Genomic DNA, 20985 nt, shown 5'->3' with positions numbered 1-20985 from the left:
AAACCGACAGTCGAGCCAAAACCAGAAGGTGAAAATGGTAAAAAACCAGAACAACCAAAGCAAGAGAATGTTCAAATTCCAGCGAAGCAATTAGAGGAAGCAATCTCAAAAACATCTGACAAGATGTTACAAGATGGAATTGAAAGTGATTGGGTAGCTGTAGCGCTTTCTCGTTCTGGAAAGAATGTGCCAATTGAGGCAAAATTAAATTATGTTAAGTCAGTAACTGAAAAAGTAGAAAAGCGCATTAATCGTTTTTCAGCGACAGATTTAGCTAGAACAATTATTATGATGAATGCAATGAGTGCAGACCCTAAAAATGTAGGTGGACATAATTTAGTTCAAAAATTGTATGAGTCAGATAAAGTGAATTCTGTTACAGGTTATGCATTTGCTTTACTTGCATTTGATACGAAGAAGTATGAGATTCCAGTTGAATCAAAATGGAACAGAGTTGCTCTAGTGGAAGCACTGTTAAATAATCAGCATACAGACGGTGGATGGACTTATAATAGTTCAGGTAGTAAAGATAGTGCTAGTAGCGTTGATGTAACAGGTATGGTTTTATCAGCATTAGCTCCTTATCAAGAGCGATCAGATGTGAAACCAGCTATACAAAAAGCTGTTGCGTATTTATATAACGAACAGCTGCAAAATGGCGGTTTTTCAGCTGATGGACAAGAAAATTCAAATAGTACTGCGCAAGCAATTATTGGATTATCACTTGTTAAAGATGTAGATCAAAATCGTCTTCATAAGGCAATGCAAAACCTATTATCATATCAACTTTCAAATGGTGAATTTAAATGGTTACCAAGTGATCAAAATGGTAACGGAATGGCTACAGAACAGGCTCTTTTAGCATTACTTCAATTTAAAGAAATGGGAAAATCTATTTATGATTGGTCTAATGTAGACGCTGGTGATGTAATTAAGCCAAAACCGATTGAAGAGCCAGAAAAGGTCGTTGAACCAGAAAATAATGTAGTAGAAAAAGAAGTTACTGAAGAACCGAAAGAACAAAACCAAGTACAACAAGAAACAAAAGATGAAAATCTAAAAGTAGTTGTAGATAACGAACCGGTTAAGAATAAAAAAATCGGAAACGGTAACAGTCTACCAAAAACAGGAGCATCTTCTCATAGTGCAGCAACAGAAGTAGGTATGGGTGTATTATGTATTGCTTCTGCATATGTATTATGGAGACGTAAAGCAGCTTAACAAAAAATTAGGAGCAATTATTTGCTCCTAATTTTCGTATGAAAGGTGAGAGATAGGATGAGTAAGGTGAAATGGTTCATTTCTTTACTGCTTTCGCTCGGGCTACTTGCCGGATGTGAAGAGGCAGCTGTAAAGCCTGAGAAGAAGGTAGAACCGAAGCAAGAAGAGGTAGCGAAACAAGAAGAACAAAAAGATGAAGCGAAGCCGGAAGAAAAAACAGAAGAAAAGCAAGCTGAATCAGAGCAAAAGCAGCAAGAAGAGCAGAAAGAGAAACAAGAACAAAAAGTAGAAGAGAAGCCGAAAGAGGAAAAGCCGCAGGCACAACCAGAGGTAAAGAAAGAAGAGAAACAACAGGAACAACCGAAAGAACAGCCGGCTGTAAATAAGCAACCAGAGCAGCAACAAGCACAAGAAGAGAAACAACAACCGAAAGCACCAGAAGTAAAAGAAGAAGCAAAGGTTGTGAATCAGCCGAAAGAAACACCGAAGCAGGAGCAAAAAGTTGATCCGAATAAAGCGGAGAAAACGATACCGACTCCGGCAGTACCAAAACCTGAACCACCAAAACCAGATCCAGTACCAGTACCGAAACCACAAGCAAAACAAGTAACAATCTCGGTAAAAGGAAATAACGGATATATAATGGGTGCGAAAAAGATGGATGTACAAGAAGGCGATACAGTGTATAAAGTATTGCAACGTACAGGATTAGATGTTGATGCAAGCGGATCTAGAGATAGTATTTATGTAAAAGGTATTAATGATTTATATGAAAAAGATATTTCGGATACTAGTGGTTGGAAATATCGTGTGAACGGTGCTTTTCCAAACCATAGTGCTGGTGTAGCTACGGTAAAACCAGGAGATACAATTGAGTGGGTATACGTATTACAATAAGAAAGGCATTCGGTAAAGGGCTATGAAAATAAGTTTTTCTTCTTTACATCCTTTTGTGAATTTTTTCTATTATATCGGGGTGATGATACTATGTATGATGTGTCTTCACCCTCTTTTTTTAATTGGAGCAATAGTATTAATTATTATGTTAAATGTGATGCAAGGAAATAGCGAAAAGATAAGAAAGATGCTACCGAGCACAATTGTTTTCTTTTTTATGGTAATTTTATTTAATTCGTTATTAACGCATAGAGGTCGAACTACGTTGTTTTGGTTAGGTGATAGCCGTATTAAGCTTGAGGCGATTATGTTTGGAATAGTAATGGGGTTATTACTAGTTGCAGTTATGTTTACGTTTGCGTCATACAATGATATTATTTCCAGTCATAAATTTTTATATTTGTTTTCAAGAATTTCACCGAAAGTTGCATTGTTAACGATGATTACAGTGAGATTTGTTCCTTTGTTTATAAGGCGATTAAAGAAAATCACACTCGTTCAAAAGACGAAAGGTGTGCAGGTAGATTCAGGTTCGATAATTGAACGCGTCAAAAATGGTATGCAATTGCTGCAAGTATTATTAATTTGTTCATTGGAAGATGCACTGCAAACGGCAGATTCTATGCAAGCTCGTGGATTTGGTGTAACGAAACGTACGACATATATTCGCTATAGAATGGAAAAACGAGATTGGTATACGCTCAGTTATTTAAGTATTCTATTTATAATTGCTATCATATGTAGTACGTATGGCGGAGGAAAGTTAATCATTTATCCGAAAGTCGAATCTATTTTATTTCAGCAATACGATGGGATGATGTTTATCGTATTTACGATGTTTATTAGTTTACCAATTATAATGGAAGGAAGGGAATGGTTATGGTGGCGCATGCAGAAATAAACAATTTATCATTTGTATATGCTGATGAAAACGAAAAAGCGTTACAGCATATTTCTCTTTCTGTTCAAAAAGGAGAGTTTATTGCACTTGCCGGCGGATCAGGATCCGGGAAGACGACTTTATTAAAACATTTTAAAAAAGAATTACTTCCAATTGGTAAGCGTACTGGGGATACATATTATGATGGTACTTTATTAGAAAATGTACCTGATTTGTTATCTGCTCAAGAAATTGGTATGGTATTTCAAAATCCAGAAAATCAACTCGTAATGGATACAGTTATTCAAGAATTAGCATTTTCTTTAGAAAATATTGGGTTACCATCACATATTATTCAAAAACGAATAGCAGAGCTTATTAGCTTTTTAGGATTTCAAGATTTATTGCATCAATCTGTTCACACGTTATCTGGTGGGCAAAAGCAACTTGTTAATTTAGCTGCGGTATTAGTTATGCAGCCGAAATTGCTATTATTAGATGAACCGACAGCGCAGTTAGATCCAATTGCTGCAAAAGAGTTTTTAGGATTATTAAAACGGATTAATGAAGAACTTGGAATTACGATTATTTTAAGTGAACATCGTTTAGATGAAGTTATCCCGCTTGCAACACGCGTTGTTTGTATGGATAATGGCTGTATTATGTATGATGGTAGTCCTAAAACTGTTATTACGAATATGTGGGGAGTAGAAACATTCCGTCCATTTATTCCGCAAATTCCAAGGCTATTTTTAGAGTGGAATGTGAGAGATATTCCGTTTACGGTGCGAGAGGCGCAAATGAAAATGAATAATTTTTCAGCGATATCATATGTAAATGAGCTAATAGCACAAAGTGAAAAGCAAGAGGTAATTTTAAGCGCAGAGCATATTTCGTTCCAGTACGAAAAAAATAGTCCGCTTATTTTACGTGATTTATCAGTTTCGATTGAAAAAGGAAAATGGGTAGCGCTCGTTGGAAAGAATGGGACAGGGAAGTCTACACTGTTAACGCTTTTAGCTGGTTTGCAAAAAGTGAGAAGAGGGAAAGTAAAGTGGAATGGGAAAGTGATACATAAAATTGATTCGAAAGAACGGTTTAAAAGTATTGGGTATGTATCGCAGCATCCATATTATCATTTTACATTTGATACAGTGTGGGATGAGGTGTATGAACGTGCACGTGAATTATACGGAGAACAAGGAAAAGAAATAGCAGAAGATACGCTAAAACAGTTTTGGTTGTACTCGCTTAAAGAACGCCATCCGCACGATTGTAGCGGAGGAGAGCAACAATTACTTGCGTTATGTACGACATTATTATCAAAGCCAACTTTATTATTACTTGATGAACCGACAAAGGGGTTAGATCCATGGAAGAAAGAAAGAGTAGGAGAACTATTTAGGGAGCTGCAAAAAGAAGGTACAACAATTGTAATGGCAACGCATGACATTGAGTTTGCAGCGAAATACGTGGATCAATGTATGATGTTATTTGATGGAGCAGTTATTATGAATGATGCACCGAAAGAATTTTTTAGTGGTAACTTCTTTTATACAACATCTATTAATCGATTCATTCGAAAAGAATTGCCATATGCATTAACGTGGGAGGATGTGTACGAAGCGTGTCCAAACGATATGTTGCATTCATAATAGGTATTTTTGCAGTAATAATAGGCACATTACTCTTTACTACACTTATTATGGACGGTTATTACATGTTAAGTAGTTTGTTTTTATTAGTTGTTATTATGTTACCTTTCTATATTCGTTTTGAAAGGAAGGCGTTTGTTTCACGTGAAATTGTTCTCGTCGCTGTATTAGCGGCAATTGCAGCAGTTAGCCGCGTACCATTTTCTATTTTACCGAGTGTACAACCAACTTCTTTTGTTATTATCGTTTCTGCAATTGTGTTTGGAAGTGAAGCGGGTTTTATGATCGGTGCAACAGCAGCGATTGTGTCTAACATCTTTTTAGGGCAAGGTCCGTGGACGCCGTGGCAAATGTTTTCATGGGGTATGATTGGTTTTATAGCTGGATTATTGCGTAATACATTTTTAATGAAAAAGCTATGGGGGAGACTTCTTTACGGAGTAATTGTTGGTTTTTTATTTGGTTGGATTATGAATTTCTGGGGCCTTCTCGGTTTTATACGAGAAGCAACGTGGGAAACTGTCATTTCGTATTACATCGCAAGTTTTTACTTTGATTTAAGTCATGCGATTTCGAATGTTATTTTCTTACTACTATTTAGTACGTCTTGGATTACGATTCTCACAAGATTTAAAAAGAAATACGGTATATTAGATAAGCATAACATAGCATAGAAAAGCATACTCATATAAGGTAGGGTCGCGACTTACATATTCGTTTGCCTCTTTCATGCTTCTTACATATTGTAAGGAGCATTTTTTTGTCAAAAAATAGATTCAATATGCATCCGCTATTATATAAAATTATTTGTATAATAGTACGTGAGAACTCTTTTCAAAAGGGAGGTGTATAGTTAATGAAGTTAGTTATTCCGAAGCAACATGGTGCATGGGCTATGCTTGTTATACCTTTTCTATTAAGTATCATACTTGGGAAACCTACTATTTATCATATTCCATTGTTTATAGCATGGTTCTTTATCTATTTAGCCACGTATCCATTTCTTACGTACATAAAGCAAAGAAGAAAAAAAGAATTTTTACATGCTGCTATTGTTTACTTTACTATCGCGTTCCTATTTGGGATGATTTCTTTATTATATGAGTGGCGAATTCTTTTATTCGTAATAGTAATGATTCCATTATTTATAGTGAATATGTATTACGCTCGTCAAAAAAATGAAAGAGCACTATTAAATGATATTTGTGCGATCATTGTGTTTTGTGTTGGTGGGTTAATTAGTTATTATTTTTCAATGAAACAAATCGATCATACAGCATTATTCATTGCACTTATTTCATTCTTATACTTTTTAGGTAGTACGTTTTATGTGAAAACGATGATACGTGAGAAAAATAATCCGAAGTATCGTTTTATATCTTGGGGTTATCATATTCTATTAACAATCATTGTATTTGCAATTAATCCGTGGTGCTCCCTTATTTTTATACCAAGTGTCATTCGAGCCATTATATTGTATGGCAAAAAAATTTCTATTATAAAAGTAGGGATTTTAGAAATTGTGAATTCTGTATATTTTTTAATCATAACGGCAATAATTATGAAGTATGCCATTTGAAAAAACTTCCCACCTTATGATGGGAAGTTTTTTCAATCTTGTTCTAAAATGTGAACGGTGTAATCGCTGCGTTGAATAGCTTGTTCGATCGCATAAAGGGATTGCTCAATACGAGCGCGATTAAAATCTTTTTCAACAGTCTGTAGTGCTTCTTCTAAACAATGTTTTGCTTCTTGTAATGATTGAAAAGAATCTTGTACATATCCGCGAGCATTTTGATGCATTTCATAATCCTCCTTGCATATTCATATATGTATAGTATGAACAGTAAAGAAGAAAATATTATTTGTTATATTTGTTTGACAATTAAAATGAAATTACGTATAGTAAGAATTAAGTGAATATTTTCTTATCCAGAGAGGTGGAGGGACTGGCCCGATGAAACCCAGCAACCGCGATGCAGGTGCTAATTCCAGCAGAACATATTTGTTCTGGGAGATAAGACGAAGATATATACGTAACTTCTTCTTATCGGAGAGGTTTTTTTGTTGCAAAAAAACCGATTACGAAAATTTATATTAAGAAGAAAGGGGTTGCGCATTGCTGTGACACTCGAAAAATACGTAAAACTGCGTAGTACAGTTTATGAATATATGATAGAGCAAGATAAGCCAATATCATTGTTAGATATTCAAGAACATATCGTTTCGCATCATGAAGGAAAATTCACGAAAAAGATGTTACATCAATTTTATTTATCAAGACTATTAGATGAACTGAAACTGGATGGGAAAATTACATTAGCTGATGAATATCTCTATACTGAAAAAGGGGTATTTTATAAGGCGAGAAAAGGGAGCTAAGCTCTCTTTTTTTTAAAATAACGGAGTATGTAGAGTAAAAGACTGCTTAAGCAGCCTGATACAGGGAATGGTGTTGAGTGTGTAGTGTCAAAAATTGAATGTGCCTGAAAGAGGCAATTCGTATCGGCTGCAAATGAAAAGAGACACCTTCGCCGAATAGGTGTCAGTCGTTTTGTCACGTAGACTTGCTACTTAACAGTAATTAGAATAACATGCAGGATTTTTGAAGTCAAAAGGGAATTAAAGGAAGGGGTACAATTATGTACGCTTACTTATTAAAAGATATAACGAAATGGATCCCAAAGTACATTGTAGATAAGGGATATGAATATTATGAAGATGGACATGTAGAAGATGTTGAAATACAAGATAAAAAAGTGTTTGCTTTCGTTACTGGAAATGCAGGGAATTATGAAGTAGTTATCGATCTCGAAGATTTTTCAAAAAGTAGTTGCGAATGTCCGTATGAAAATTATTGTAAACATATGGCGGCAGTTGTTTATGATATTCAAGGTGCTGGTGAGAGTGCAGTTAAAGAGAAACTGAAAGATTTAGAAAAAGAAGAGTTACTTACTGTATTAAATCGACTGTTGCAAAGTTCGAAAAACGTACAAATTGTAGAGAAGTTATTAAAGAAGGGGTAACTTTAACGATAGAGGGAGTTGTTTTGTAGTGAACGTACTGATTATATACGCTCATCCTAATCCTTCAAGTTTTAACGGGGCAATTTTAGAGCATGTGCAAAAAGGGCTACAGGAAACAAATCATTCGGTTACGTTGCTTGATTTATACAAGGAACAATTTGATCCGGTACTTGTATTCAATGAAGAGAAGAAAAGACGTGATTTAATAAATGAAGAAGAGACAGCGCGGTATAGAAAATTAGTGGAAGAAGCAGATACACTTCTCTTTATATATCCGATATGGTGGTGGGGGATGCCAGCTATTTTAAAAGGTTTTATTGACCGTATTTTCGTAGCTGGATTTGCTTATAAATATGAAGGGGCTCTGCCGAAAGGATTATTGCAAAGGAAAAAAACGTGGGTTATTAATACGTTAGACTCGCCTCTATGGTACGTCGCATTGTTATATCGATCAGCAGATTGGATTATGATGAAGAGAGGTGTTTTACGTTTTTGTGGCATTCGTGATATAAAACGGTCAGTTTTTCAATCTGTGAAAACGAGTAAAGTATCAAAGCGCGAAAAATGGTTATTACAAATAGAAGAAAAGGCTCGTACATTATGAATGAAGTCGATCGTATTATAAACTGTTGTCAGTATGATAACGAACTTTTTCGGAAGTATATTACGTGTTTACTTCAATTGAAAAAATGCAGCGATACATTTCAACAAATTCAAATAGAGTTAAGAAATGATTATTTAATAAGGGGAATTTGTGAAAGAGAAGTTGATGAGGTAGTACGGGGAAGTAAAGAATATGAAATGCATTTTCTTCCTAAAGTATTACAGTGGAATTTTTTGAGGGAACATCCACACCTGATTGGAAAAATTTGCGAAGATTTTTTTGCATTTGAGTCATTACATCTTAAGGACATAGAGTGGAATACAGTTATAAATTGCATGGGAAATAAATGATTTATTATGTAAAAAAGCTAGTATAAAACTAGCTTTTCGTTTAAATAAATAAGAAGCATAGACTAATGATAAAACCTGCATATATTAAGTTCACAACGCAAAATCCCATAATATCACGAGCACCTAAACCAGCTATCGCTAATGCTGGTAATGCCCAGAAAGGTTGAATTAAATTCGTCCAAGCATCGCCCCACGCAATGGCCATTGCAGTTTTTGCAGCAGGTACACCAAGTTCAGCGCCAGCTGGAATCATAATTGGTGCTTGCACGGCCCATTGACCGCCACCAGATGGAACGAAAATATTAACGATGCCAGCACTTAAAAATGTAAAGAGCGGAAAAGTCGTTTCATTTGAAATGCTAATAAAGAAATTAGAAATAGCTCCTCCAAGTGAAAGTCCTTCACTATTTACTCCAATCATCATGCCCATAATTCCTGCGTAAAACGGAAATTGAAGTAAAATGCCAGAAGCACTTTTCGTAGAGTCTGAAAAAGCGCGAATATACTGAATCGGAGTACGGTGGAAAATAAGACCTGCAATTAATAACATAAAAATCACGATATCGAGAGTAAGGTTAAAACCTTTCGTATAAAAGTAATTGAAAATATAAATGAGACCTAACAATCCAACGCAAAGTGTAATAATAATGCTATTTTCCATCTTTTCAGCGAACGTATTATTTTCTACTTCTTGAGCAGTAGCTTCTTCATGGAACACGCTAGGATCTACAGTTATCGTATGTTTTTCATCTGGATGCATCGCTTTATTAATGAGAGGCATCGTAACGAGAAAAATAATAACTGGAACGAGAGCGTATGGTGAGAATAACGTTTCTGTTATCGGAATCGCCTCTTTAATACTTCCAGCAGTCGTTTTAATTAACGTTTCACCGCCTGTTGCTAACGTAAGAGGGATAGAGGCAGAAAGACCGGCATGCCAAATGAGAAATCCAGAGTAAGAAGAGGCAATTGCTAGTCTATAATCTAATCCGTCCAGTTGCCTTGCCACTTCTTTTGCGTATAAAACAGATACAATAATTCCAAAGCCCCAGTTTATGTATGCACCAAGTAAACTTACAATTGAAATGGCAATAATGCCTTGGCCATTCGTTTTTGGTAGTCTGGCAGCTTTCGTTAATCCTTTTTTAATAAGAGGAGCATTTGCTAAAGCAGATCCAGTCACGAGTACAAGTGCCATTTGCATAGAAAAGGCAAGGAGTCCCCAAATTCCATTACCCCAGTGATTAATCATTTCTACAGGTGTTTGGTGAGTCGCAAACATACCAAAGAAGATAACGAAAACAGTTAGTAAACATGATAAAATAAACGGTTCTGGCAAGAAGCGTTGCACTAAGGCGACGCAACCATTTGTAAAGGAACGAAACAAAATAGATCAACCTCCTTATGTATATGTATTAAAATTATTCGAGGTTGTTTGGGAGATAACCTTTAATGCAAAGAAAATTCAGATATTTATAGAGTGGTAATTTATTGATAGGTTGATATAGAGCCTTGTATCAGATTCTGCTTTTAATATACTAGAAGAAAACGGTTGGAAATGGGGTAGCACTTATAGGGATAGTATAGAGAAAGGTTACTAGCTTGCTTCAAAGCAACTGTTGCAAAATGGTCAAAAAATAAAGTTCATCATCCCGGAAGAAACTTTATTTTCATCTATAGAAGAAATTTTCGACCAATATGAACAGACAATCTTTGTAAGGGAAGTGTTTTAAAGGAAACGATTAATTTATTATCTTTTTAATAAAGTGATAGAAAGCTTCATTAAAAAGATGAAGCTTTCTACTTATAAAAGATAACAAAAATAATACATTCATTACTACATTTGTGTGCGAATTCAAGAAAAATTAAACCACCTAGCTCCTAAAGAGAATATAGGAAGCAGATGGTTTAGATGTTTTGAGAAGTATCCTGTTTTCAGGATTTAGTTAAGATTATTGATTTGCATTTTTATATCGATTAAATTTAAGTTTCTGGAATAATTGTAATAGCAACGGTCCGAATCGGAGCCTCTATTTCGTCATCTTTACTTTGGTTATTGTAGTATTTAATCATTAATTCGTTAAGTTCGTTTTGAAATTTTTCAAAGTGTTCCTCATCTAGCTTTAATTCTACTACAGAAAAAGTAGCCTTATCTTCTTGACTGTTTTGTTCCTCTAATTTCTTAAGGTAACTTTGATATTGTGTCATAAGTGATAACTGATAATAGGAAATGTAGTTTAACTTTTCATCATCAGATAATCCTTTCCATTCACTTCCTTCAATTTTTGCATCTTCTTCATTGATTGCGTAATATTTTTCAGAAACAGATTTTACCTTTTTTTCTTTAATTACATGAACGATACCTGAATCAACCATAGTTTGTAGCTGTCTATATAGTGTTGCTTGTGGTACATTTTTAATGATTTTTACCATTTCTAATGGTGTTAACCCATCTTCTTTATTTCTCATTAACACTTGGCAAATTTTCATTCTTACCGGATGCATTAAAATTTCAACTTTATTACTCATTATATCACCTTATGTATTGTTTTTTATTCTCATTATAAATAATGAGAATAATGATTGCAATCCATCCGTTTTTATTTTATCATTATCAATAATGATAATGAGATTTAAAAGGAGTGATGACAATGAAAATACATTATGGATTGAATGATCTTAAAGACATTGATATTATGGCTTTTCTACCCATTATATTACCAGTTATTGCAGTGGGAGCACTTTTAGTTTTAATTGCATTCATTGATTTATATCGACATAGGAAAACAAGAAAAAATGTACTTGTATGGACGTTAATTATTCTTTTCGTTAATATATTGGGACCTATCTTGTACTTTGTTATAGGGAGAAAGGACAGTGAGAAATTATGAAATTAGAGATTAAAAATGTAATAAAATCATTTAAAGGAAAAATTGCTGTGAATAATTTCTCGATGGAACTGCAAGCGGGGGAATGCGTCGGATTAATTGGACCGAACGGAGCAGGGAAATCCACATTAATAAAAGTAATTTCGGATATTATTCATCCAACTGCTGGTGAAGTTTTATTGAATGGGATAAAAATATCAAAAATGAAAAGTGAAATTGGTTATTTACCGCAATATCCTAATTTTTTTCATTGGATGACAGCGAGAGAAACACTTACCTTTATGGGCCAACTTTCGGGGTTGAAAAAAGAAGAATTGTCAAAGTCGATTCCAAAAATGTTGGAGAAAGTTGGACTAAAGGAAGAAGAAAATGCAAAGGTTAGTACATTTTCTGGTGGAATGAAACAACGACTTGGTATTGCACAAGCATTATTGCATAAACCTTCGCTTATTGTCATGGATGAACCAGTATCCGCATTAGATCCGATCGGCCGGCGGGAAGTATTGAATCTGATTAAAGAAATAAAAAAAGATACAACCATTTTATTATCAACCCACATCTTAAGCGATGCAGAAGAAATCTGTGAACGATTTGTCATTATAAAAGATGGAACAAAAATAGAAGATACAACGATTACGGAACTTTTACATCGTAATAGTGAAAATAAATTAATGATTGAAATAACAGCAAAAGATCAAAAGTGGATTGAAATTGTAAAAAAATTACCGTATGTGAAGGACGTTGAAGTGGTTGGGCTTAAAATCAAAGTGAAGGTTGAAAGTATTGAAATAAATAAAAATATGTTATTGCAAAATGCACTCGAACAGAAAGTGAACATCGTTAAATTTGAAATGAGCAACGATACTTTAGAAGAAATCTTCTTGAATTTGGTGGTGCAAAAATGAATAACTCAATTGTATTGATAAAAAAAGAATGTGTTCAAATGTTACGTGATTTCAAGATTATTTGGCTACCAATTGTTTTTATATTTTTAGGCGCAACACAACCGATAGTAATTCATTATTTGCCATCAATTTTAGAAGCGTTAGGTGGAGGACAGGGAATTACCATTGATCCGAGTATGGCAACGCAAAAAGGGGGCGAAGTATTAGCGAGTACTTTGGGATCCCAGTTTGATCAGCTTGGACTTATGATTCTAGTGATTTCTATGATGGGTGCAATTCAAACAGATAAAGCTAATGGTATGTTGGCCTTTATTTTAACAAGGCCCGTTACTGTTACTTCATATGTAGGTGGGAAAATAGTGTCAAACTATTTAATGGTAGCGTTTAGTGTAACAATTGGATACGTAGCTTCTTATCTATATGTAAATTTTCTTTTTACTGCCGTTCCATTTGCACACCTAATTACTGGATTACTATTTTATCTAATTTGGGTTCTTTTTATCGTATCTTTCACAACAATGATAAGTGCTATTTTTCACAGTCAAGGTATTATTGCATTAATTTCAATTGTATTCCTTTTAGCCTGCAGAGTAATCGTCGGTTTGAATCCAATAATGGATCAGCTTAATCCAGCCGGTATGAGTAAGTATGCAATGGAAACGTTAGTCACGGGGGTAGTAAATTCAAACGCAATAATTACTGGATTACTAACTATAGTGTGGATTTTATTGACACTCTTCGTAACGTATTATTGGATTGCTAATAAAAAGTTTCATTATGAATAACCGTGATGAGGGTAGTGGTTTCAAATAAAACAACGCAATAAGAAGAAGCTTCCACTACCGTGGAAGCTTCTCCAAATGATGTGCAATATCAATATACATATTTGAGTAAACTGAATGTATTTCATTACTTGGCGTAGCGTTAGAAGAGAAGTGGACAATTACCATATTTGCTTTCGGATCAATGTAAAGTGTTTGTCCGTAACTACCTAACACTTCAAAAGCACCCTGTTCATTGTGGGGAATCCACCATTGATTATGATAAGAAATGGAAGCTCCAGGGCCAATTGCAAGTTCACCTTCTTGGACATTTTTTATATCTTCAGTAATAGAAGAAGGGAGAATTTGTTTTCCGTTATATTCCCCGTTGTTTAATAGTAATTGCCCGAATCTCGCCATATCTCTAGCAGTTGCATTTAAGCCAGCGCTTGCTTGTTCTATTTTTGTTTCATCTGTAACGTAATACGCGTTTTCTTCCATACCAATTTGAGACCAAATTCGTTCGCTTACATTTTCAGCTAGTGATTTACCAGTAATAGTTCTAATAATCCAAGCGAGCGTTTCTGTTGATCCGTTATTGTAAGAAAAGGAAGAACCAGGCGGTGCAGTTTCTTCGGCTTCTCGTAACATATCATAAATTTTCATCGGACCGTCGTAATTTTTGCCGCGGGGTAAAATATTGCTAGCTAAATATAATTGTGCATCTTGATTTTCTAGCCCAGGCTGCTCATATCCGTGGGTCGGGTATTCTGCTGAAACTTGCATGTCCATTAATTGCTGAAGTGTCGCTTTTCCGAACGGTGTATTTTTTAATTCTTTTATGTAAGTGTCAGCTGTTTTCTCTAAATCAATACGATTTTCTTCAGCGAGAGATTGTATAATTGCCCCGGTAAAGACTTTTGCTAATGATGCCATACCATGAGGTTCATTCTGTTTATACCCATTGAAATATCGTTCATAAACAAGTTGTCCATTATGTACAACGACAAAAGCATCTGTTTTGTTATCGTCTAAAAGTTTTTTTAGAGGAGTTGTATTTCCGAATCTACGCTCCACAGCAAAATCGTCTAAGTTTTGCAATGCGGAAGGGAAGTGAGCAGTTTGGTCAGGATTGATTTTTACGTCATTAACTAAAGTGAATTCTTTCATATGTATATACGACCAACGTAAGTAAGGGTCATTTAACCAGTTTTCTTTTGTCACATTATGTTTTGATGGGGTCGTTTTATTTTGTTTGAAGTAAGTAAACCCAAGTCCTGTAATTACAAATATGAATGTTAGTATAAGTAAGAGTAGGGGAGATTTTTTTAGTTTCATATATGGCCCTCCTTTTTATTTCTACTATAAGTATACGCTCGTCTTGAAAGAAATACAAAATAAGGAAAGTAAACGGGGAAGTTTACTTTCCTTATTAACGTTAAGCGGAAATTTTTCCGTCTGTAGATTGTTTCTTGAATTTTTGTTTTCGTCCGTGTAATCCATAATATAAAAGTAAAGTGAAAGCAACGATAATAGCTGCGATAAAATACATATTATGATAACTAGATTTCGCTGCGACAATACCTAAAATGAAAGAACCAAAGCCAATACCACTATCAAAGAATGAGAAATACGTAGCTGTCGCAGAACCACGTCTATGGTTTGGAGCAGCAGAAATCGCAATCGTTTGGAAACTCGGAATTAATGTTCCGTAACCTAAACCGATTAGCATACCTGCGCCAAGGAACCAAAATGAAGTTTGTGCTTGGCTTAATATGAACATTCCGATTGTGAAAATAATGATAGCGGGGTAAACGAGTACATTTTCACCGAAGCGATCAAAAATCTTTCCTGTAAATGGACGAGAAATGACAACAACAAGTGCGTATACAATAAAGAAATAACTTGCAATTTCACTTAAACCGAGTTCTTTCGCATAAATAGGAATAAAGGATAAAATACCACTATAAGAAAAGGCTAAAACAAATCCTGTAAGTGCAATCGGAATAGAAGATGGTTCGATTAAGTCTTTCCATTTCATTTTTTCACGTTTTTGTTTGCTCACAGGTGCTTCATGCGGAATATCTACAAGTAGTCCTAATAAAAATGCAAGTAATGAAAATACGGAACAAACGATAAATAAAACAGTAAACGAAAAATGAGAAATAATTGTTAAACCTAAAAAAGGACCAATTACCATCGGCAGACTCATAAATACGCCGAAATATGCAAGTGCTTCGCCTCGTCGATGAGCTGGCGCAACATCAGTTACAATCGTACCGGTAGCTGTCGTTGCCATCCCGAACCCAATACCGTGCAAGAAGCGAAGGGCAAGTAATAAGAATAAACTTTGCGCACCGAAATACATAACAGTAGCGGCTAAAAATAATGAAAGTGAAATAAATAATATTTTCTTTCTTCCTAAATCATCGAGCCATTTTCCTGTGAATGGTCTACATAAAACAGAAGAAATAAGAAACACAGTTGCAACTAAACCAATTTCCTCAGGTTTTCCTTTTAGGCCGTCTATTACATAGACAGGCAGAGTAGTCATAAGCATGTAAAATGTTAAGAAGAGAAATAGACTACTAAAACAAGTTCCGAGGAAATCCTTCGTCCAAAGTTTCTCACTTTGCATCGTCATCCCTCCAATTTAATCTAAATTTTTAATAATTTGTTGTAACACTTGAAATGCTTGATGTAAATCATCTTCATTAATACCTTCTAGCGTTTTTTCTTCGAAAGTATCAACTTCTTCTTGCCATACTGGAATCATCTTTATCGCTGTTTCGGATAAAGAAATGAGCTTCTCGCGGCGATCTTTACCTTCTGTACGAATAATCCATCCCATCGTTTCCATACGTGTTAACGTACGAGTCATCGTTGGTGATTCAACATTTAAATATTGGCATAATTCTGTTTGCGTACAAGAACCAGTTTGATTAATGCGGAAAATAACAGCCCACTGCGCACTAAATAACCCAGTTGGAGATACACGTTCATTAAATTTCTTCGTAAACTTTCGAGAAGTCTGGCTGACGATATGAAAAAAATGTTGTTTTTCGTCCATGTATTTTGATCCTTTCAAATTAGTTACCTAGCTAACTATATACTTTTTTATAATAATTGTCTAGTAATAGACATGTTGATTTATGTAAAAAATTCTTATAGGTTTTATGTTGCGAACGTATATTCTACGTGCTATTCTTTAATTAAGTAAAGAATTTTCTTTCTATTAAATAGAATGGGGGAACTTGTGATGATTAAGCCTGCAACAATGGAGTTTGTTTCACTATCGAACGGAGAAACGATTGCATATCAGGAAGTTGGAAGGCGAAATACAGATATTCTTGTACTCATTCACGGGAACATGACATCGTCACAACACTGGGATTTAGTCATTGAAAAGTTGCAAGATCAATATCATATTTACGCTCTTGATTTAAGAGGATTTGGACAATCAACATATAATAAGTCGATAGATTCATTACAAGATTTTGCAGAAGATGTAAAATTATTTATCGACGAGTTAAAGCTAGAGAAATTCTCATTAATGGGCTGGTCAATGGGCGGTGGTGTTGCGATGCAATTTACAGCGAATCACCCAACTTTTGTAGAAAAGTTAATTTTAGTAGAATCAGTAGGAATGAAAGGATACCCAATCTTTAAAAAAGATACGAATGGGCAGCCAATCGTATCAAGTTTAGTAAAGACGAAAGAAGAAATTGCGCAAGATCCAGTACAAATCGCTCCAGTATTAGACGCGATAAAAAATATGAACAAACTATATTACCGTACAGTATGGAATCTATTAATATATACACATAATCAACCTGAACCGGACCGTTATGAAAAGTATTTAGATGATATGTTAACGCAACGTAATTTCGTAGATGTGAATTATGCGCTCATTACATTTAATATTTCAGATGAACATAATGGGGTTGTAGAGGGAAGTAAGCAAATTCATCATATTAAAGCTCCAACGCTTGTCATACAAGGTGATAGAGATTATGTCGTACCGCAAGTAGTCGGTGAGGAATTAGCGAAACATTTGCCAAATGCAGAGTTGAAGGTGTTAGAAGATTGCGGACACTCACCGTTTATTGATTGTTTAGATGTATTTATAAAACATGTAGAAGATTGGCTAGAATAGAAAGAATCCCCAAAATGAAAAGTTTTGCATATACTATAACATTTGTATGTATAAGGGGAGATTATCAATGCATAAACCATCCTTAATCGCTTATTCGCCATATGATCATCATATCTATACAAAAATAATGATAGATCCGATGTATATGCAAGTTTCACCAGCTGTAGTCCCTTTACAAATGCAGCAGCCACTAACAGCTCATATGCAACATTACTTATATGGATCTTCATTTTATGAAAATCCATATTTTAAACACTTTCATTACAATGTGAAAGCGCAAGTTTGGGAAGGGTAGGAAGCTAAAAGGTTCATTCTTTTAGCTTCTTTTTTATTGTGAATATTCGTACACGCATTTGAAAAAACAGTTTATAATGAAAAGTGGAAGCGTGAGAAGGAGAGGGACAAAGGATGTCAATGCGTTTTACATTTTGGATTATGGTTGGGATTGTAGCAATTTCTGGTTTATCACAAGGAATGCTCTTACCTGCCATTGCAATGATTTTTGAACAAGAAGGGGTTAGTTCAAGTATTAACGGTATTCATGCGACGGCATTGTACATCGGGATATTAGTTATTTCGCCGTTTCTTGAAAAACCGATGCAAAGGTTTGGAATGAAGCCAATTATTGTTATAGGTGGGTTTCTCGTTATTATTTCATTATTCTTTTTTACACAAACATTTTCATTTTGGGTATGGTTTATCCTTAGATTTCTAGTTGGAGTCGGAGATCATATGCTTCATGTCGGAACACAAACATGGATTACGACAACATCGGACCCAAGTAAAATAGGGAGACAAGTATCGATATACGGTGTATTCTTCGGAATTGGTTTTGCCGTTGGTCCGTATTTAGCAAGCACTGTACAGTACGGTCTTGCAACGCCATTTATTATATCTACTATACTTTGTCTAATAGGTTGGCTGTTACTATTACCAACAAAAAATGCATTCCCAGCGCAAGATGAAAGAGAAGTGAAGAGTGAATCATCATTTTCTCGTTATAAACAAGTTGTTGGATTAGGATGGATTGCGTTACTAGGACCACTTGCATACGGTGTACTTGAGGCGATGTTAAATAGTAACTTACCAGTATACGCACTTCGTAAAGGGTGGTCTGTTTCAGATGTATCCTTCTTATTACCAGCATTTGCAGTTGGGGGTATTATTACACAGATTCCGCTCGGTATATTGAGTGATAAATACGGAAAGGATCGTATATTAACCTGGACGTTTAGCATAAGTACGGGCATTTTTCTACTTGCCGCCGTATTTGATCAATATTACTGGATCGTCTTTGCCTGCATGCTTTTAGCGGGTATGGTTATTGGATCGTGTTTCTCTTTAGGGCTTGGATTTATGACTGATTTATTACCGAGACACTTACTACCGGCAGGTAATATATTATCCGGAATCGCTTTTAGTTTAGGAAGTATTATGGGGCCTGTATTAGGCGGCGTATTTATAGAAAAAATACAGTATACAAGCTTTTTTATTGCGGTTATGATTATAATGGGAATTCTAGCAATGTTATACATGGTCTACATGAAGAATCAATTCGCATCAAGAAAAATAGAAAGTAGGTTAGGGCATGACAAAACAACCTAATAAAAAGAAATTTGAAGTACTTGAAAATGAAACAATTACAGACTGCTTAGCACGTATGGAACAAGAAGGCTACGCTCCGTCTCGTCGTATGGAAGAGCCGATCTTTCATGAAGTAAAGAAAGACGGCAAAACAGTAGTTGAGCCGTGCGGTAGGAAGATTGTTTTTGAAGGGAAATTGAAGTAATCCAATAACAAATTCTCTTTATCGTATAGAGCCATCCAATAGCTGGGTGGCTTGTTTTTTTATTAATCAATGAAGGAAGGAATTAATTAAAATGAATCTCCCTTTCATTTCTCCTAATTGGCTTCATTATATGGGTCAAAAGATTGCTACTTTTTTCGTATATTGGTAAAATAAGTTCTTGGGTCTTACTTATTGTTATCGGTATAATGTTTGTCGCTTAACGTAAAGAAATTAGTTACAAAGATTCCATAATATTTAAAGGGGGTACAGCAACGATCCCCTCTTTTTGGAGCCACTCACAAACGTAAAGCAAGAGAAGAGGCTATATGAACTATTCTTCTATCTTGTTTAGATTAAACGAGTTACTGCAATTGGAACAGGTATATGAAACTAGTCGACATCCTGATGGAATTGATAGATTGCTAGAGAATGGAAAATGATTATCTGTATATTCCGAAGCAGATGTAACAGAGTGTCCTTCCATAATTAAGGGTAAAACCAAAATACGTTGTTTTAAAGAATGATTTGTTAGAACTGGTTATAAGTAATAAAACAGAAAAGAGGATCACATGTTAGATACTTTACAGAGAAGTAAAAAGTTTTTTTTATTATGCCTTATTTTTTTAGTGCTTTTAACTGCTTGTGGTAATACAGATGTTAAGACATCTAAAGCTTCATTACCACCGGCTGAATCTAATATAGATACATCATTAAAAGCACCAAATTGGGTAGAGAAGAGTCCTATCCAACAGTCTCCTAATTTTACGGAAGATAAAAAAGTAAAATCGGTTGTGAATTTAATAGCAACGGGTGATAATTTATATCATGACGCAGTAATTAAAGATGGCAAACAAAAAGACGGTTCATATGATTATAACTATATTTATGAAAATATCAAAAAAGCTGTTAAATCAAGTGATCTTGCTATCGTGAACCAGGAGACTCCAATTGCAGGAAATAATCTAAAAGTACAGGGATATCCGACTTTCAATACACCTGAAGAAGTAGGCCAATCTTTAGTGGACACTGGATTCAATATAGTGACTCAAGCGACAAATCATGCTATGGATATGGGTATTAAAGGTGTTGCGAATACAAGAGAATACTGGAAGAAATATCCGGATGTTATCCCAGTAGGCATTAATGGGAGTCAAAACGAGCGTAATGAAATAAAAACGATTACAAAAAATGGTATTCGCTTTGCGTTACTAAATTATACATATGGTACGAATGGAATTAAAATTCCAGCTGATAAGTCTTGGGCTTTAAATTTAATTGATAAAAAAGCGATACAAAATGATGTGGAAAAGGCAAAGAGTAGCTCTGATATGGTGATTGTTATGGTGCATTGGGGAGTAGAATATACCTCAACACCTTCAAAGCAACAAAAAGAAGTTGCTCAATATTTAACAGATTTAGGTGTAGATGTAGTAATTGGAAATCATCCACATGTAATTCAACCAATTGAGTGGAAACAAAATAAAGATGGACATGAAACGCTAATCTATTATTCTCTTGGAAATCTTATTTCTGCGCAAGAAAAATTAGAAACATTGGTTGGAGGACTATCTTATATACAATTCGTCAAGTATGAAGATAAAACTTTTGGTATACGACAAGCGGCAATCGTACCGACAGTAACCGACTACGCTGATGGTAAGAAACAATTTAAAATTCAATTTTTAAAAGATTATTCGGATGAAGAGTCTAAAAAACATGGAATTAAAAAATTTGTCGGCCCCGTTTCTTTGAAGGATTTCAAGGAGATTCCTAGAGACGTGTTGGGAAATTGGTATAAAGACTAATAAACAAAAAGGGAATGAGATACAATTAAAAAATTTATAATTTTAGCA

The 20985-nt window shown here is 34.9% G+C and carries 24 protein-coding genes and 1 riboswitch; of the genes, 18 read left to right on the top strand and 6 right to left on the bottom strand.

The window, feature by feature from the left end; all coding sequences use genetic code 11:
• The 6 genes from BUA87_RS08085 to BUA87_RS08060 all read left to right on the top strand — a co-directional run.
• A partial coding sequence (locus BUA87_RS08085) for a prenyltransferase/squalene oxidase repeat-containing protein (RefSeq protein ID WP_256678938.1) occupies positions 1–1221 on the top strand: 1221 nt, incomplete at its 5' end.
• Between the two features lie 57 nt (positions 1222–1278).
• Complete coding sequence (locus BUA87_RS08080) at positions 1279–2118, top strand: DUF4430 domain-containing protein (protein ID WP_072939079.1); 840 nt, start codon at positions 1279–1281, stop codon at positions 2116–2118.
• A 22-nt stretch (positions 2119–2140) separates the two neighbouring features.
• A complete protein-coding gene (locus tag BUA87_RS08075; protein ID WP_015055161.1) occupies positions 2141–3019 on the top strand; it encodes an energy-coupling factor transporter transmembrane component T in 879 nt (292 codons plus the stop codon).
• A complete protein-coding gene (locus BUA87_RS08070; protein WP_016512560.1) occupies positions 2992–4653 on the top strand; it encodes an ABC transporter ATP-binding protein in 1662 nt (553 codons plus the stop codon). Before BUA87_RS08075 ends, BUA87_RS08070 begins: the two co-directional genes overlap by 28 nt.
• Positions 4626–5327, top strand: coding sequence for an ECF transporter S component (locus tag BUA87_RS08065; RefSeq protein ID WP_071714306.1), 702 nt, complete (start codon positions 4626–4628; stop codon positions 5325–5327). The genes BUA87_RS08070 and BUA87_RS08065 overlap by 28 nt, the downstream gene beginning before the upstream one ends.
• A 182-nt stretch (positions 5328–5509) precedes the next feature.
• Positions 5510–6232, top strand: a complete 723-nt coding sequence (locus BUA87_RS08060; protein WP_072939075.1) for a YwiC-like family protein — start codon at positions 5510–5512, stop codon at positions 6230–6232.
• Between the two features lie 32 nt (positions 6233–6264).
• Here the strand turns inward: BUA87_RS08060 and BUA87_RS08055 are convergent, their stop codons facing one another.
• On the bottom strand, positions 6265–6456 hold the full coding sequence (locus BUA87_RS08055) for a hypothetical protein (RefSeq protein ID WP_072939072.1): 192 nt from the start codon (positions 6454–6456) through the stop codon (positions 6265–6267).
• Between the two features lie 122 nt (positions 6457–6578).
• A riboswitch (SAM riboswitch) is annotated at positions 6579–6677 on the top strand.
• 40 nt (positions 6678–6717) lie between these two features.
• Between BUA87_RS08055 and BUA87_RS08050 the strand changes: the two genes are divergently transcribed.
• The 4 genes from BUA87_RS08050 (at position 6718) to BUA87_RS31700 (ending at position 8633) form a co-directional block, all read left to right on the top strand.
• Positions 6718–7035: a hypothetical protein gene (locus tag BUA87_RS08050; protein ID WP_002094089.1), complete on the top strand. Its 318-nt coding sequence runs from the start codon at positions 6718–6720 to the stop codon at positions 7033–7035.
• Between the two features lie 260 nt (positions 7036–7295).
• Positions 7296–7679 (top strand): SWIM zinc finger family protein, encoded by a 384-nt coding sequence (locus tag BUA87_RS08045; RefSeq protein ID WP_000271532.1) that lies wholly within the window; start codon positions 7296–7298, stop codon positions 7677–7679.
• 28 nt (positions 7680–7707) lie between these two features.
• Positions 7708–8283: an NAD(P)H-dependent oxidoreductase gene (locus BUA87_RS08040; RefSeq protein ID WP_072939069.1), complete on the top strand. Its 576-nt coding sequence runs from the start codon at positions 7708–7710 to the stop codon at positions 8281–8283.
• Complete coding sequence (locus BUA87_RS31700; protein WP_001006466.1) at positions 8280–8633, top strand: hypothetical protein; 354 nt, start codon at positions 8280–8282, stop codon at positions 8631–8633. Before BUA87_RS08040 ends, BUA87_RS31700 begins: the two co-directional genes overlap by 4 nt.
• Before the next feature lie 40 nt (positions 8634–8673).
• On the opposite strand, the gene BUA87_RS08030 is transcribed toward BUA87_RS31700, so the two are convergent.
• Entirely contained in the window at positions 8674–10020 is a 1347-nt protein-coding gene (locus tag BUA87_RS08030; RefSeq protein ID WP_072939065.1) for a short-chain fatty acid transporter, read from the bottom strand.
• A gap of 596 nt (positions 10021–10616) precedes the next feature.
• The gene (locus tag BUA87_RS08025) at positions 10617–11162 is read right to left on the bottom strand and encodes a transcriptional regulator (RefSeq protein ID WP_000066851.1); all 546 of its coding nucleotides are present in this window, start codon (positions 11160–11162) and stop codon (positions 10617–10619) included.
• Positions 11163–11284: 122 nt separating this feature from the next.
• Between BUA87_RS08025 and BUA87_RS08020 the strand changes: the two genes are divergently transcribed.
• From BUA87_RS08020 to BUA87_RS08010, 3 genes are read left to right on the top strand one after another with little or no spacing between them, the layout of a single operon-like run.
• Positions 11285–11524 (top strand): PLD nuclease N-terminal domain-containing protein, encoded by a 240-nt coding sequence (locus BUA87_RS08020; RefSeq protein ID WP_000690914.1) that lies wholly within the window; start codon positions 11285–11287, stop codon positions 11522–11524.
• Positions 11521–12426: an ABC transporter ATP-binding protein gene (locus BUA87_RS08015; RefSeq protein WP_000763099.1), complete on the top strand. Its 906-nt coding sequence runs from the start codon at positions 11521–11523 to the stop codon at positions 12424–12426. The genes BUA87_RS08020 and BUA87_RS08015 overlap by 4 nt, the downstream gene beginning before the upstream one ends.
• Positions 12423–13211 (top strand): ABC transporter permease subunit, encoded by a 789-nt coding sequence (locus tag BUA87_RS08010; protein WP_061660432.1) that lies wholly within the window; start codon positions 12423–12425, stop codon positions 13209–13211. The genes BUA87_RS08015 and BUA87_RS08010 overlap by 4 nt, the downstream gene beginning before the upstream one ends.
• A gap of 54 nt (positions 13212–13265) precedes the next feature.
• On the opposite strand, the gene BUA87_RS08005 is transcribed toward BUA87_RS08010, so the two are convergent.
• The 3 genes from BUA87_RS08005 to BUA87_RS07995 all read right to left on the bottom strand — a co-directional run bounded on the left by BUA87_RS08005 (position 13266) and on the right by BUA87_RS07995 (position 16257).
• On the bottom strand, positions 13266–14525 hold the full coding sequence (locus BUA87_RS08005) for a serine hydrolase domain-containing protein (protein WP_072939062.1): 1260 nt from the start codon (positions 14523–14525) through the stop codon (positions 13266–13268).
• Positions 14526–14625: 100 nt separating this feature from the next.
• A complete protein-coding gene (locus tag BUA87_RS08000) occupies positions 14626–15825 on the bottom strand; it encodes an MFS transporter (protein ID WP_001190321.1) in 1200 nt (399 codons plus the stop codon).
• 15 nt (positions 15826–15840) lie between these two features.
• Positions 15841–16257 (bottom strand): MarR family winged helix-turn-helix transcriptional regulator, encoded by a 417-nt coding sequence (locus BUA87_RS07995; protein ID WP_000343680.1) that lies wholly within the window; start codon positions 16255–16257, stop codon positions 15841–15843.
• A 189-nt stretch (positions 16258–16446) separates the two neighbouring features.
• Here BUA87_RS07995 and BUA87_RS07990 point away from each other — a divergent pair, with 189 nt between their 5' ends.
• From BUA87_RS07990 to BUA87_RS07970, 5 genes are all read left to right on the top strand, one after another.
• The gene (locus BUA87_RS07990; RefSeq protein ID WP_000594875.1) at positions 16447–17343 is read left to right on the top strand and encodes an intracellular short-chain-length polyhydroxyalkanoate depolymerase; all 897 of its coding nucleotides are present in this window, start codon (positions 16447–16449) and stop codon (positions 17341–17343) included.
• Positions 17344–17410: 67 nt separating this feature from the next.
• The gene (locus tag BUA87_RS07985) at positions 17411–17638 is read left to right on the top strand and encodes a hypothetical protein (protein WP_000549497.1); all 228 of its coding nucleotides are present in this window, start codon (positions 17411–17413) and stop codon (positions 17636–17638) included.
• Between the two features lie 113 nt (positions 17639–17751).
• Positions 17752–18948, top strand: a complete 1197-nt coding sequence (locus BUA87_RS07980; RefSeq protein WP_072939058.1) for an MFS transporter — start codon at positions 17752–17754, stop codon at positions 18946–18948.
• Positions 18932–19132, top strand: coding sequence for an NETI motif-containing protein (locus BUA87_RS07975; protein WP_000166303.1), 201 nt, complete (start codon positions 18932–18934; stop codon positions 19130–19132). The genes BUA87_RS07980 and BUA87_RS07975 overlap by 17 nt, the downstream gene beginning before the upstream one ends.
• Positions 19133–19701: 569 nt before the next feature.
• Positions 19702–20937, top strand: coding sequence for a CapA family protein (locus tag BUA87_RS07970; RefSeq protein WP_072939055.1), 1236 nt, complete (start codon positions 19702–19704; stop codon positions 20935–20937).
• Positions 20938–20985: the final 48 nt, after the last annotated feature.

Source organism: Bacillus sp. bc15 (genome assembly GCF_900142585.1).
Taxonomy (GTDB): domain Bacteria; phylum Bacillota; class Bacilli; order Bacillales; family Bacillaceae_G; genus Bacillus_A; species Bacillus_A cereus.
The sequence above is the reverse complement of the archived record's forward strand: the minus strand, read 5'-3'. Positions and strand labels throughout refer to the sequence as shown.

What these genes read in the sequence shown, in the direction of transcription:
- BUA87_RS08055 (WP_072939072.1), bottom strand. Translation starts at nt 6,456, where the DNA reads ATGCATCAAAATGCTCGCGGATATGTACAAGATTCTTTTCAATCATTA.
- BUA87_RS07970 (WP_072939055.1), top strand. Translation starts at nt 19,702, where the DNA reads ATGTTAGATACTTTACAGAGAAGTAAAAAGTTTTTTTTATTATGCCTT.
- BUA87_RS08045 (WP_000271532.1), top strand. Translation starts at nt 7,296, where the DNA reads ATGTACGCTTACTTATTAAAAGATATAACGAAATGGATCCCAAAGTAC.
- BUA87_RS08010 (WP_061660432.1), top strand. Translation starts at nt 12,423, where the DNA reads ATGAATAACTCAATTGTATTGATAAAAAAAGAATGTGTTCAAATGTTA.
- BUA87_RS08025 (WP_000066851.1), bottom strand. Translation starts at nt 11,162, where the DNA reads ATGAGTAATAAAGTTGAAATTTTAATGCATCCGGTAAGAATGAAAATT.
- BUA87_RS08005 (WP_072939062.1), bottom strand. Translation starts at nt 14,525, where the DNA reads ATGAAACTAAAAAAATCTCCCCTACTCTTACTTATACTAACATTCATA.
- BUA87_RS08000 (WP_001190321.1), bottom strand. Translation starts at nt 15,825, where the DNA reads ATGCAAAGTGAGAAACTTTGGACGAAGGATTTCCTCGGAACTTGTTTT.
- BUA87_RS08060 (WP_072939075.1), top strand. Translation starts at nt 5,510, where the DNA reads ATGAAGTTAGTTATTCCGAAGCAACATGGTGCATGGGCTATGCTTGTT.
- BUA87_RS31700 (WP_001006466.1), top strand. Translation starts at nt 8,280, where the DNA reads ATGAATGAAGTCGATCGTATTATAAACTGTTGTCAGTATGATAACGAA.
- BUA87_RS07975 (WP_000166303.1), top strand. Translation starts at nt 18,932, where the DNA reads ATGACAAAACAACCTAATAAAAAGAAATTTGAAGTACTTGAAAATGAA.
- BUA87_RS08020 (WP_000690914.1), top strand. Translation starts at nt 11,285, where the DNA reads ATGAAAATACATTATGGATTGAATGATCTTAAAGACATTGATATTATG.
- BUA87_RS08015 (WP_000763099.1), top strand. Translation starts at nt 11,521, where the DNA reads ATGAAATTAGAGATTAAAAATGTAATAAAATCATTTAAAGGAAAAATT.
- BUA87_RS07985 (WP_000549497.1), top strand. Translation starts at nt 17,411, where the DNA reads ATGCATAAACCATCCTTAATCGCTTATTCGCCATATGATCATCATATC.
- BUA87_RS07980 (WP_072939058.1), top strand. Translation starts at nt 17,752, where the DNA reads ATGTCAATGCGTTTTACATTTTGGATTATGGTTGGGATTGTAGCAATT.
- BUA87_RS08080 (WP_072939079.1), top strand. Translation starts at nt 1,279, where the DNA reads ATGAGTAAGGTGAAATGGTTCATTTCTTTACTGCTTTCGCTCGGGCTA.
- BUA87_RS07990 (WP_000594875.1), top strand. Translation starts at nt 16,447, where the DNA reads ATGATTAAGCCTGCAACAATGGAGTTTGTTTCACTATCGAACGGAGAA.
- BUA87_RS07995 (WP_000343680.1), bottom strand. Translation starts at nt 16,257, where the DNA reads ATGGACGAAAAACAACATTTTTTTCATATCGTCAGCCAGACTTCTCGA.
- BUA87_RS08075 (WP_015055161.1), top strand. Translation starts at nt 2,141, where the DNA reads ATGAAAATAAGTTTTTCTTCTTTACATCCTTTTGTGAATTTTTTCTAT.
- BUA87_RS08070 (WP_016512560.1), top strand. Translation starts at nt 2,992, where the DNA reads ATGGTTATGGTGGCGCATGCAGAAATAAACAATTTATCATTTGTATAT.